This is a genomic window from Leucobacter sp. M11, assembly GCF_035726885.1.
Classification (GTDB): domain Bacteria; phylum Actinomycetota; class Actinomycetes; order Actinomycetales; family Microbacteriaceae; genus JAPFRB01.
In genome coordinates this window covers 624,040-636,477 of record NZ_JAPFRB010000004.1, presented here as the reverse complement: position 1 = coordinate 636,477, position 12,438 = coordinate 624,040, and the positions used below count along the sequence as shown (strand labels likewise).

At 58.5% G+C, this 12,438-nt stretch carries 11 protein-coding genes and 1 tRNA gene; 3 read left to right on the top strand and 9 right to left on the bottom strand.

Annotated elements, in window-relative coordinates; translation table 11 throughout:
* Positions 1-50: 50 nt before the first annotated feature.
* The 6 genes from OOT08_RS15200 to OOT08_RS15175 all read right to left on the bottom strand — a co-directional run bounded on the left by OOT08_RS15200 (position 51) and on the right by OOT08_RS15175 (position 5,779).
* On the bottom strand, positions 51-794 hold the full coding sequence (locus OOT08_RS15200; protein WP_325093640.1) for a hypothetical protein: 744 nt from the start codon (positions 792-794) through the stop codon (positions 51-53).
* A gap of 11 nt (positions 795-805) precedes the next feature.
* On the bottom strand, positions 806-1,573 hold the full coding sequence (locus OOT08_RS15195) for an energy-coupling factor transporter transmembrane component T family protein (protein WP_325093639.1): 768 nt from the start codon (positions 1,571-1,573) through the stop codon (positions 806-808).
* Positions 1,570-3,030 carry an ABC transporter ATP-binding protein gene (locus OOT08_RS15190; protein ID WP_325093638.1) on the bottom strand — a complete coding sequence of 487 codons (1,461 nt, stop codon included), beginning with the start codon at positions 3,028-3,030 and terminating at the stop codon, positions 1,570-1,572. Before OOT08_RS15190 ends, OOT08_RS15195 begins: the two co-directional genes overlap by 4 nt.
* Complete coding sequence (locus OOT08_RS15185) at positions 3,027-3,650, bottom strand: ECF transporter S component (RefSeq protein ID WP_325093637.1); 624 nt, start codon at positions 3,648-3,650, stop codon at positions 3,027-3,029. Before OOT08_RS15185 ends, OOT08_RS15190 begins: the two co-directional genes overlap by 4 nt.
* An 852-nt stretch (positions 3,651-4,502) precedes the next feature.
* Positions 4,503-5,198: a PASTA domain-containing protein gene (locus tag OOT08_RS15180; RefSeq protein ID WP_325093636.1), complete on the bottom strand. Its 696-nt coding sequence runs from the start codon at positions 5,196-5,198 to the stop codon at positions 4,503-4,505.
* Positions 5,199-5,332: 134 nt separating this feature from the next.
* Positions 5,333-5,779 (bottom strand): acetyltransferase, encoded by a 447-nt coding sequence (locus tag OOT08_RS15175; RefSeq protein ID WP_325093634.1) that lies wholly within the window; start codon positions 5,777-5,779, stop codon positions 5,333-5,335.
* A 451-nt stretch (positions 5,780-6,230) separates the two neighbouring features.
* Between OOT08_RS15175 and OOT08_RS15170 the strand changes: the two genes are divergently transcribed.
* Together OOT08_RS15170 and OOT08_RS15165 are read left to right on the top strand one after the other, a co-directional pair.
* Complete coding sequence (locus tag OOT08_RS15170) at positions 6,231-6,359, top strand: hypothetical protein (RefSeq protein ID WP_325093632.1); 129 nt, start codon at positions 6,231-6,233, stop codon at positions 6,357-6,359.
* A 534-nt stretch (positions 6,360-6,893) separates the two neighbouring features.
* On the top strand, positions 6,894-7,133 hold the full coding sequence (locus OOT08_RS15165; RefSeq protein WP_325093631.1) for a helix-turn-helix domain-containing protein: 240 nt from the start codon (positions 6,894-6,896) through the stop codon (positions 7,131-7,133).
* Positions 7,134-7,204: 71 nt separating this feature from the next.
* Here OOT08_RS15165 and OOT08_RS15160 read toward each other — a convergent pair whose 3' ends face one another.
* Complete coding sequence (locus OOT08_RS15160) at positions 7,205-11,035, bottom strand: YobI family P-loop NTPase (protein ID WP_325093630.1); 3,831 nt, start codon at positions 11,033-11,035, stop codon at positions 7,205-7,207.
* Positions 11,035-11,391 carry a type I restriction-modification system subunit M N-terminal domain-containing protein gene (locus tag OOT08_RS15155; RefSeq protein WP_325093629.1) on the bottom strand — a complete coding sequence of 119 codons (357 nt, stop codon included), beginning with the start codon at positions 11,389-11,391 and terminating at the stop codon, positions 11,035-11,037. Before OOT08_RS15155 ends, OOT08_RS15160 begins: the two co-directional genes overlap by 1 nt.
* Positions 11,392-11,787: 396 nt before the next feature.
* Between OOT08_RS15155 and OOT08_RS15150 the strand changes: the two genes are divergently transcribed.
* Positions 11,788-12,363, top strand: coding sequence for a hypothetical protein (locus OOT08_RS15150; protein ID WP_325093628.1), 576 nt, complete (start codon positions 11,788-11,790; stop codon positions 12,361-12,363).
* Here the strand turns inward: OOT08_RS15150 and OOT08_RS15145 are convergent.
* A tRNA-Pro gene (locus OOT08_RS15145) sits at positions 12,326-12,402 on the bottom strand. The two genes, OOT08_RS15150 and OOT08_RS15145, sit on opposite strands and share 38 nt — an antisense overlap.
* Positions 12,403-12,438 lie beyond the last annotated feature (36 nt).

Below are 12,438 nucleotides of genomic sequence, written 5' to 3'. Positions count from 1 at the left end.
ATGAGTTCGCGCCGTTGCTCACGGTGACGCGCGGAAATTTTGGGCATCGTCTAGCTCCTGACCCGTTTGGCGTGATCCGTCCAATATACGTGCGTGCGAATACGCCCCCGCTGCGCCCCGCGGGCGAGCAGCTGTGCGCGCAGGCGTTGCAGACTGCGCCCGTGCCCCGCGAGATAGACGTTGGTCTCCGCGAGCATCTGAAGCGAGTCGAGCCCGCCCGGGCCGCCGAGCCAGGCGTCGAGCGCGGCCCCGGGAATCGCGTCCGCCGTCACGACGCTCAGGCCGGGCACGATGCTGGCCGCCCCGGCCTCATCGCCCGGCGCGACCTCAACCGCCCCGACGACGCTGATCTGGCCCAGCACGACGGCCGGGTGTTCGAGGAAGGAGCGCCACAGCCCCAGCGTCGTCGCGTCGCCGAGCACCAGAATCCTCGGATGCGGGGCCCAGCGGAACGCCCGCGGTGCCTCCAGGCCGCACCAGGTCACGCGCGCGCCCGGTTCGAGGCGCTCGAGGAGCCGCTCCCCCGGCGCGGATCGCGCGGCCGAGTGGAAGACGACCTGGATCTCGCCGGTGCCCGCCTCGGCGTCGAGCCGCGAGGGGGTGTAGTGCCGAAACTGCCCCTTTCCGACCCGAAACGCGGTCACCTGGCACGGCTCCCACGGCACTCCTATGAGGGCGGGCGACGCGAAGCGGATGAGGCGCAACGTGGGCGAGGGGTCGATGACCTCGGTCACCGTGGTTGCGCGGCCAATCTTTTCCACAACGTCCGCGACCAGCTTGGGGTATATCGCCATGATGGGGCTCCTTATGAGCTTCTCAGTGTGAAACCGATAACGGCCGCATACAGCGCGAGCAACCCGATGAACCACAGCCAGTCGCTGCGGAGGAAGGGTTCTTGTGCGCGCTCGGTGCGGCGCTCGTGCAGGCCGAAGCTTCGCGTCTCCATCGATACCGCGACGCGTTCCGCGTGCCGGATACCCCCGGCGAAGATCGCGATTGGGATCGTGAGGCCACCGAGCACCCGGCGCAGCTCGAACCGCCGGGACGCGGCGACGGCCGCGTAGCGCGCCCGGTGCGCCAGCCGGATCGTCTGGAATTCGGTGCGCAGGTGCGGCACGAACTCGAATGCGATGAGCGCCGCGTAGCCGATCCGGTAGGGCAGGCGCAGGTTTTGCACGGCCGCGCGCACGAGGGCGCGGGTGTCGGTCGTCAGGCCCACCATGAGGGCGAGCGCGAGGATGGCGGCGATCCGGGCCCCGGTTGCCGCCGCGGTGAGCATCGCGGTCGGCGACCAGGAGAGGGGTCCGAGGGCGAACAGGGGGGCCTCGGTGGGCGGCGCCGGCGTCCACACGGCGAGGCTCATCATGAAGGTCGCGGCGAGCAGGGGCAGCCCCAGGACGACCCACACGGCGATCCGGAGCGGTTGCCGGGAGCAGCTCAACAGGACAAGCACGCTCGCGAGCGCGATTCCAGCGGGAAGCGCCAAGCCTTTGCTCAGGATCACCGCGACAAACACGGGCAGCACGGCACCGTATTTCGCGAGCGGGTTTACCCGGCGCAGCACCTCGGTCATCGGCCCGCTCCCCCGTGCGCGGCGCTCGGTTGCTCCCGGTGCGCGCGCCCGTCGCGAACCTCGATTACGTCGTCGGCGCAGCGATCGATGAGCGCCCGGTCGTGCGTGCTCACCAGGACGGTGCACCCCGCCGCGGCGGCGGCCCGCAGCTCACCGAGCAGCAGGTCGACGTTTCGCGGGTCCTGTCCGTAACTGGGTTCGTCGAGGAGGAGGAGCTCGGGGTGACCGGCGAACGCGATCGCCACCGAGAGCCTGCGCTTCTGTCCGCCCGAGAGCAGAAACGGGTTCTCGCGCGCACAGCCGAGCAGCCCGAAGCGCTCGAGCAGCGCGGCGATCTCGTGCGCGATGCGCGGGCGGGCGGTGCCGCGCAGCCGGAGCACGTGCCCGAGCTCGCCGCCCACGCTCGTGCCGAGAAACTGGTGCTCGGGGTTCTGGAAGACCATACCGAGCGCGGGCGGGCGCGGCCGCAGGCTCCCGTCTCTCGCCCGCCAGCGCACCCGTCCCGCAGTCGGCCGCAGGAGCCCGGCCAGGATCCGCAGGGCCGTGCTCTTGCCCGCGCCGTTGCCGCCGATGAGCGCGGTGATGCCGCCCCCGCGGATGTCCAGCGAGAAGTCCCTCAGCACGGGAGGCGCGGTTTCCTGAGGTGCCCAGGCCACGGCTTCCGCGATGATTGCGGACGGCTCCTGGCGAACGGGAGCGTCTCGCCTTCCGCCCGGCGCGCCCGGCACCGCGGCCCCCGAGGCGGCCGCCGGCGGGCGGGAGCGGGCGGCGCTCGGCACCGCCTCGTCGCGGATGAGCCGACCTCCGGCGTCCAGTTCCCAGACCCGGTCGACCACCCCGAGGGCGCGGCCCGCGTGGTGTTCGACGAGGAGCACCGAGCGGTCCCGCCAGGTGCCGAGGTCAAGGTAGAAGGCCTCGGCCGCCGCCCGGTCGAGGTTCGCGGTGGGTTCGTCAAACACGCACAAGCGAGGGCGCATCGCGAGCACGCAGGCGAGCACCACGCGCTGCCGTTGGCCGCCCGAGAGTGTGCCGGGGTGCCGCTGCTCGAGGTCCGCGAGCCCGACGGAGGCGAGCGCCGCCCGCGCCCGGTGTTCCACGGTCTCGGGGTCGAGCAGCTGATTTTCGAGGGCGAAGCAGACCTCGTCGAGTACCCGCCCGGTGACGATTTGGGCGTCGGCGTCCTGAAACATGGTGCCCACCGTTCGGCTGATCGCGGGCACGGTGAGGGTGGCCAGGTCTTCGCCCGCGAGCGAGACGGTGCCGTCGAGTTCGGCCGGGAGCGAGTGGGGGATGATGCCGCTCACCGCGGCCAGCAGCGTCGATTTTCCCGCGCCGCTCGGGCCCTGGAGGAGCACCTTCTCGCCCGCCGCCAGGTGCGCGCTGAGGTCCCGGACGGTCGCCGTCTCGTTCCCCTGGTACGTGATGGTGACGGCTTCGAGCCGCAGCAGCGCGGTCATCTGGTCGTCGCGGCTGGTTGGTGCGGCCGGACGAGACCCATCCGGTGTAGCATCCCGGCGAGCGCCCAGGCGAGGAGCGCGAACACGATGTGCCCGACGACGCTCGAGATCACGAGCAGCGTTGCGCCGTAGCCGCCGGGGATCGCCTGGCCGGCGTCGGACCAGCGCCCGCCGTCGTCCAGGCTGTAGAAGTAGACGGTCGATGCGCCGGTGACCGCCCCGACGAAGAGCCCCGCGAGCGCGTGACGCCACCACTGCCAGCGCCGGTAGCGGCCAATCACGAAGAACAGCTCACAGACCGCGGCGTAGACGAGGGCGAACGGGATGAGGAACGGCCCGAACGGGGTGAAGGTGGCCCCCACAAGACCGGCGATGCCCGCGACGATGAGCCCCGAGAGCGGCAGCTGGAACAGCGCAAGGCCGAGGAGCGGGATGAACACGTACAGGCCAAGGAAGCCCACGTAGAGGATCGGAAGCGTGAGCTGAATCGTGATCTCAAGATAGGTGATCGCGGCGAACAGCAAGCTGCTCACCGCGCCCACGGCGGCGGCCACCACCAGGTTTCGCGTGGTGAACATCCGGCGGACTGCGGATTTCTGCGGGGTTTTCGTGACTGACATGAGCCACCTCCGTTTACGCGAACCGGTATTCGCGTTAGCAGGCTAGCTCACCGCCCAGGCGTCCACAATGATATGAATTCACTGTGAACCAGCGGGTTCCACCCAACGAGCGACCCACGAGCAGCACGTCGCCCAGGCTGTCTCCGTCCTTAGCAGCCGCTGACCGCGCCGGAGGCGCTGCACCGAGACGCGGCTAATTGCGACAGCAGACTCCCCGGCTCGTTATACGTCAGGAAATCCAGCAAGAAATGATCAGACGGGGCGAGACGAATGGGTACGGAGCTTCGCCCTCAGGGGCGGGCGACGCAAACCGAGAAAACGACGACCCGTAGCGGGTGGCTTCACCCGACTCGTGGGATTCCCTGCAGGGATATTTCCGCCAGCTCCTTAAAGCGAATGCTTCTTACTGACGGTCACAAAGGGTCAAGTCGCGCAACACAGGTCAGCATTTCAGAGCGTCTTTCCCAGGAAATCTCGAGTGTCGCCTCATGACCAAGCAGTGATCGACCCGGATGGCGGAACCTGAAAACCAGGAGCTGGCATCTCGAAGACCCCAGCGAGAAAGAGCCGACGACCTGCTGCCTGTATGGGAATCTTGCAATCTGAACAGCAGAAAAGCTTTTCTCTGGTGGGAATACCGAAAGAGTTGTCCCGCTTCATGATCCGGTCCTGTATGACGCCCGACCGGAACGCAGTACACCCCCGAAGCGCACGACATAGCCGCAACAGGAATTCCTGGTCGATACCCACGCACAGCGCAGCCAAGGCATTGGACGCCTATGCCCAATTCACGTCAGAGATCCGGTGCGTATCGGTGCAGCCCACTCGAAGAGCGACGAGGGCTTTGCTTGCCTAGTATGCCAGGAAGTCATCCATCGCTGGCGACCCGTTTGTTCCGGACATGTGACACTCAATATTCGAGTCACGTTTCGCGCCATACTCGTTTGTGATCGTCGCCTTGTACTTCATGTACCACCCGGAGTCGGTCTTCTCCTCGGCCAGAACGCCCATCACGTAATGAACCTTGATGCCGTATGGGAAAGACTGATCTGCATATTCCAGGCAGAACGGGCGAGCGTTGTCCTCAGAAAGGGGCTGAACGGCGGACTGAGCAGCCTTTGCTCGCGCTTCTTCTTCGGCTATTGCTCGCTCTGCTTCGCGAGTTGCTTCTTCCTCTGCTGCTGCACGCTTCGCTTCCTCTTCTTCGGCCGCAAGACGGGCAGTAGCTTTCGTAACGTTCAAGGTTACTTTGCTGCCACTCCTGACCGATTCGCCACCGGCCGGGTCTGTATCGACAGCATCGAAGTGCTTTCCCCCAGCGCTGTACTTCCCGGCCTCTGCAATGGAGACCCTGAGTCCAGCCTCCTCGAGTTTCGCGACGGCTTCCACAGCGGGCAGGCCCGACACCTCGGGGACGGCGACCTTCGGAGGGGGATCCATAAGGTTACTGATACCACCGATCAACACCAGGGCGGCGAGAAGCCACACCCACCACTTCATATACCAAGGTTTCTGGTTCTTGGGCGGCACGGAGGGGTTCTCGGTCATGTCTCGAGCCTAGCCAGACAGCAGATCTTGGAGAAATCGCACCTTCCCAACTCCCTACAAGAACCACTCGCGATCGGCCACAAAGTGTTTCCGGCGCTCCTGTCGGGAAAGACCGGACGACGTGAGTGAAAACGCTAGCCCCTAAGCTGCAGGTGCAGCAGCGGATAGGGGCGGCCAGCCTCGTCCGTCTCGCTTCGATCGAAAAGCTCGAATCCGCGATGGAGGTAGAAGCCAGCAGCCGAGACGTTCTGCTCATTAACATCAACCTTGCTTACACCAAGTTCGCTGAGTGCGTGTGCGAGGAGCGCAGTGCCGATTCCTCCCTTGCGAAGCGCGGCATCGACGAAGAGCATTTCCAGGTTTCCGTCGAGCACGCCCGAGAATCCCACCGGTTGACCGTCACGCTCCGCGACGTGGAGCGTGACCGCCGGGAAGTAGTCGGACTCGAGCTTGGATTCAATCTCATCACGATCACTACCGGCAAGGAAGTCATGGGTCACGTCGACCGCCCCACGCCAGATTGCCACGAGTGCCGGATATTCCACGGCACCAGTTGTTGCTCGGATACTGAGTTGAGACATGTGACACACTCTACTTTCGCTTGGATTCAGGGAGGTTTTTCTGGGTGACAAGGTCGCGGGCCTGAGTCTGATCCTCCACCCCGCCCGGCCGCATTCCCATAGGTCGGACTGTCAAGAACACTCCGAGGTGGAACCGGGTGACGCCCCCACCCTGAGTTCGCCGCGACGCGCCAGGAGTTCCCTTGATGACGCTTATGCGTTCAGGAATCGTCCTAGCCCAAGGGAATGAGCCGCCGGATCGCACCGAAGCAATCCCGTTCCGAGACCCAGCGTCCGACACTTTCAAATCATCGAGAAGTTCAAATCATCGGGAAGGTTCGTTTTTCCGTCCCTAAGGTTCCGGTTCCGAAAAGGATGTCTATGTCAGTAGACATGCGTTCCGTCTATCGAACTCAAACAGAAACGTATCAAAGCGGAACGACTGGAACGCTTGTCACCATAGAGTGAAGCGATGCAGACCGCCGACGAACTCGAACTACCGATGATTTCCGAGGCACCGATCATGACCATCGGGCGCCATATTGGGCTCGGAATCACTGGCACACTGAACGCCTGCTTCGACACCGATCAGGATACCTAATCTAAGATCAGCATCACCCACCTCCAGGCCAACGAGGGCAGCCATTCCCGATCGCACTCCCGCGATCAAATCAGCGGCCCATTCCCCTTTCCTCCGCCGAAGACAAAATTCACATCGAATCCCGCGAAAATCGCATTGTTTTCGATGACCACGGAGAGGAGGACGGCAAAGACAAAACCTCGGTACTGCCCCAGAAGTACCGGTACCTCTGGAAGAGGCACCCTAGACCTCCACGGCAGGGTGTAGAGAGTCACGTCAGTGGGAAATAGCGATACACCAAGCTCGGGATCGAGAGTGCCGCGATCCTGCTGTAAGCGGTGAGACTGTGTTGACGAGACCGTTTTCGCCAAACGGAAAAAGTCCCGGAAACCGACAGGTTTCCGGGACTTGCTGGTCGGGGTGTTCTCCTCGTTTGCAAAACAAATACATCAGGGGTGGAGGCTACTGGTAGAGGCTCACGCTTCGTTTCAATCCGCAGAATTACAACCTTCTCGACGCTCGCTAGCCCGCAAAACGGCAGAGAAGCTCCGGCTTATGATTACTGACTACGAGGCTGGGATATCAGCATACGAGCTGGCGGAGAAGTATGGCCATAATCGTGGCACCATCATGAAACACCTTGCCGGAGCAGGAATCCGCTCTAGGGTGGCGGTGCCGACTGACGACGAGATTCTCCAATTGCGTGAACTCCGCGCAGAGGGATTGGGCTACAAGACGATCGCCCGACGGGTAGGGCGAAATCATAAAACCATTCGAAAGCACCTGACGGTCTAGGACTTTCGGTCGATCGGAATGTAGAGTAAGGGTTTTACCTCAGCCTTCCTGCGAACATAGTCGAGGTCTAGCTAGACTTGCCGCATATTGACCTTAATCTCCGCTTCAGACACGGTGTGCGAACTCACAATCGATAACGCTTCGAGACGCCGAATAAGAGCTAAATTAGCGTCGGTCTTAGGCAGCCTCGGGCGCCTACCGTTTCGCTTCGAGACCGCTGCGTAGTCGCTTCCCATTGACTCCAAGATTCCAGATAGATCGTTTATGTCAATCTGAGATAGCACAGGTTCTAGAATTCGGCTCAACAACTTCCCATCGACCCCAGACTTCGCCATCCGAGCGATCAATTCCACTGAAAGTGCTTTCTCTCTCGGAAGGCTCAATGAGTAAGTGGCCAACGCTGATAGGGCTGGCCTGTCATCCGTCGCTATGAATTCGTCGGCGCGCTCAAGAACCAGCAGCTTATTTTTTTGAGGTATCACTTTGCTTTCAAGTAAACGAGGAATATCCTCTATTGGCAGTTCATCGGAAGTTGCGTAACTCGTAAAGTTTGGAGATTTACATATCGCGAACTCCTTACTTTCCCAGCCAAGCGTTCTCAGCAAAGCGTAGGAATCGGCATTATCCTCAATGATTTCGTGTTCCATAAGCAGGCCAACAAGAGTTCCTCGCTCGGATGGAACTGACGTAAGGGGTAGCCAGGCGTCCAGATTAAGGCTCTTGACCAGTGAAACTCGGCTTTCTGGTTCGGGGATTGTCTCTTTGGACCCAAGAACCGTTCCTGCGAGTTCTACTCGTGCACTCTGGTCGGCGCTATCCGGCGTGATGATTTGGAGAGTCTTCTCTAGCAGAGCCCCAAGATGAGTATCAATCTCGCCAAAGGTCGACGAATATGCTGTCAGGTTGTCAAACGTCATTGGGAACCGACCGTTAGAGGCCAGGGTTGACCATGTGCTCGCCGGTACCCTAGTGAGGCTGCCAACCTCTAAGTGCTGATTTGCTCCAGCGAGCACCTCGGGCAGGAGATCGATGTAATTCTCCGCGATGTCTGCGACTATTAAAGCGAAGGAGTCAGCACCAACAATCAGGTGTGGAGCTTCCCCATCTGCTTGCATCGTCTCAAGATAACTTTGCAAGTTTTGCACGACGTACTCATAGACGCTCACGTTGGCATTATGAATCTCATCAAGGGCCAGGCTATTACCTGGAAGAGCAAGCTGTAGGTTCTCTCGCGTCACCCGATATGCGTTCTTCTTCACTAGTTCAATACGCATGTTCTTGCCAATCCCGGAAAGAGAAGCAAGTTTGACTTCTGCGCGTGAAAATCCGTGCGCAATACACTCCGCGCGTTCGACGCTTAGTGAATTGGTGGCGAGTACCTGGAGATCTTTGGCGTTCGTTTCAATAAAACGGCGAATCACGTCCGATTTCATCAGATAGTCCACGTTGACAACCATCGCTTCAAGCGCAGTATTGAAGAACCCAACCTGTTCTTCAATACTGAGTTCAGACCGGCTGACGATGAGGTCAAAGACCATGAGCCACTTTTGCGTGGAAAGCATTCTCACTAATGCATCACGTTCTATACCTTTGGAAAAGTAGGAAGCAAAGAAACTCTGCTCATCGTTGCCGTTGTACATCAGCGAACGTACCAAAATTTCGGATTGCCGCATCCGAGCCTCTAGGTCTTCCTCGTTTTCTGTGGCCTGCTTTGACATGAGTAGGTAATCAACAACGCTAACGTTGTACATCCCATGTTCACGCAGTACTGTATCTCCACGATCTTGAATAATTGCCTTAACATCATCGAGACCTAGGTCATAGCTTGGCTGCATGACGTTTCGATCAACACAATGCATTAGGAAGTTCTGAGCACGCGTGCTTACACGACCCGAATAGTAGCTTGAAGTATAGAGCGTGAAGTCTCGCCCTATATAGCCTTCGGCAACCAACTGCTTCGCTAGGTCTGACCCTAGGCAATTCGCAAGTTCACCGAATGAACTGCCGTCCTTATTCTTGTACAAATTGCTTTCAAACAGGGCATCCCAGTCTGCATAAGCCAATCGGGAGCGCTCTTCACCTATTGCTTGGAGTTCAGATCGCAAAGTGGCACGATTCTCGATCTTCCAGTTCTCTGCACTTGAAACGCTTGAATCAAATATCAACTTCGCATCTGCTTTGCTGATTGCAATCTGCCCATAGTGTGATCCATTGCGCATCAAATTCACATCAATTTGGCTATCCGACCCAGCAAATGCAAGCCAAAAATCTTGAGTGAGAACCTCGTCTTCGGAGTACTGGACGCCACCCAGCACGACGCTAATGTCTGTCGGGTCTGAGCCGATATGCCTACCAACCCGCTTTGCATACTCGACAAGCGCGTCACCAAATTCCTTACTTCGGGCGCTAACCGCGGCAAGCTGAGTCAACTGGCTCCGCTTCTCTTGAAGTGTCTTGTCTAGCTCATCTGTGGCGAAGGTAATGATTTCATCGTGTGAATCGTACAGGCTGTCCAGATTGCTTGTACGCGTCTTAATCTTCTCAAAATCAGCCAGGTGTGTGCCTTTGTAAAGCATCATCGCAAAAAGAGAATTGTCGTTGAGATCTAGCTTCACATTATCGTCGGCCTTGAAAATCTTGTCTTTGAAGACAATAAACTCATTCCGCACGTTCTTGATCAACCTCATATCTGTAATGTGACGTGCGGCAAGGTCAATTAGTTTTGGGTCGATCGCCCCTTTGATGTCCGCAAGGGCATCGTCCATGAGATTGCGTGCATTCCGATGCGTTATGAATGGCACCACAGGCACGACTAGGTCAAAAAACTTTGTCCGGTTTGCGCTTTCTTCTTGTATTTTGTCGATCGAATCTTGATCAGCTTGCGTATTAAGCTTTCCGATCTTGATAAAGATACTGTCCTTTATTGCGTAGATAAATCTGATCCGGCGACCCCTTAGCTGCCCTGCATTGTTGAGTAGGGTGTTCAGCGCTCGCAAAGTCTCAAAAATATACGGGTCGTCGAAGCGATCAATGTCTTCGAATATAACGATGTCGCGTTTTGTAATATCGAAGAAATAGACAATTTCGTCAAGATACTGGTCGAAGAATGACACCGCCTCCTTGTCGAGGGATATGTCGGTGTCAGCTACTTTCACTTGATGAATTTGTAGTCGATTGTGCATCAGGGCAAGTGTTAGGTATGAGATCAGGGCAAATATCCCCCAAAGCATGAGGTGTATCCAAAGCCCAAAATCTCGAGGCTCAACAACTTGAGCTAGCTGGGCTGTCCATCCGGTGAGATAGAAGACAAATACAAGGACTATCGCAATGAGTGCAGCGGTTCCCAGCGCCCGTAACCTCTTGAATCGTCCGATTCGCCTAAATCGCGATCCGGGCATCTTGACCGGGTCTTCTCGGTAAAGCAGCTGTTTGACGATTTCCTTTTGAATTTGATTAGTCGTGGACCCTTCCTGTGCGCGGCCCGATTCCCTTTGGCCTGAAATGCTCTTGGTTTTGTCATCGACCTTGTCTGCGTGTGAGCTTTCATCCACGGGTTGAGCTTCGCCTTCAGCCCCTAAAGTTGAAAGCGATACAGATACCACTTTTCTCGCGTGCCTCCTGGAAACTTCCTGAAGCACGCTGCTTTTTCCGACTCCGTACCCACCGGTCAAGGCAATGTTTCGTACTAGTTTGCCCGCCTCATCGGATCTAGATTTCCGCCATCGTGTCCATCGCTTGACCAAATTCCACCAAGCGAGGTTCGCTGTTGCGGCAAGAGCGACCTCGATGGCGTCGAAATAGATTTTGTGGCTTGAATCTAGGTATTTAGGTGTCAGCGGCGTAAGTTCGAGTTGTTGTTGAACTGCACGCCTATTTGTCTCTGAGTTGACTGTGTTGGGCATCATTCCCCTCCAGGCGTTGCGAGTCCAAGGAATCGTTCGAAGTATTCCCCCAGTCGCTGGATAACGCGTTGCTTCTTCGCGCTGTGGTTCTTGTCTTTCGAGAAACGTGAAACCGGCGGGAGGACCTTCGTGTTTGCGGTGCCGGTGGTGCGGAGCGCACCGTCGCGGAACGCCGCTTGTACGAACCTTTCGGTCTCTTCAGGCTTGAGGTTCTCAGAGATAAAGCGGTAAAACAGCATTCCGAGCACGTACGATTTGAAGCCCCAGCCATCGACCGCTCCGCGAAGGTCGTTCGCGACCTGCCAGATGGTTTTGTGGAGCTCTGCTCGCTGATGTTCTTTCACGCGGTGTGCCATCATCTTTCTCCGGTGCAGCCCTGCACTTGCTTACGTTCAACTGACTTGATCATTACCGTATCGTCGAGCTCCGACAATGATGCTGTCGGCCCGCCGGTACCCAAATGCTCGAAACAATGTGGCGCGAAACACTTATAGCCTCGCCAGAGGCCACATACTGCCGATAATTATGTCACGAACAGGGATTTTAAAGAAGCGACTTCTGCTCTGAAAGCTGCGCCACGAAGCTCGGACCCGCCAATTCCCCCTTAGGTAAAGCTGAATCAGTGCCGCGAAATCGCAACGGGTACCGTCCGAGCCATTGTTCGACGCAGTGAAGTTCCGGGGCACGTGAGGGGTGCCAGCATTTTTTGGGTTGGGGCGACTTCTGCCCGACTGGTGTCTACCTAGCGAGGGGTGGGGCCGGAGGAAGTAACAGCGGTCCAGGGCCAGGCCCTGGCCTCACAACAGCTTGAGCTCGAGCGCAGGCAGCGAAAACTTCTCGAGGCACACTACAACGACGCGATACCGATCGAGATGCTTGGCACAGAACAAAGGCGTCTCGACATAGAACTCACCCGGGTTAAGCGCGAGCTCAAAGATCTCACGGCAGACCTGGGCGATGCCGCTCAGTTCATCGAGATGGCGATCGACCTGGCCGAACAAAGCGCCGGTGCTTACAGGCGAGCGCCCGAGCATATTCGCCGCCAGTTCAACCAGATCCTCTTCGAACGGATCGAGGTTGTGATGGATGAAAACGACGATCACCAGCTCCGGGCCGTACTCACGCCACCATTCGAAGAACTCTTCAGCGCGCGGCTGCGGGGCATTACCGAACAGCAAAAAGACCAAAAGGTCGAAGAATCAAAAAATCCCGCCATCTCTGGCGGGATTTCCCGGATCCATGCGGATCAATTTCCGATTTCTTATGCCCTTGTTTCTAATAAGAGCATGATGGTCGGGCTGACAGGATTTGAACCTGCGACCCCCTGACCCCCAGTCAGGTGCGCTACCAAGCTGCGCTACAGCCCGTTGCTCAGGCAACCCTTCTATCTTAGCCATAGTTCG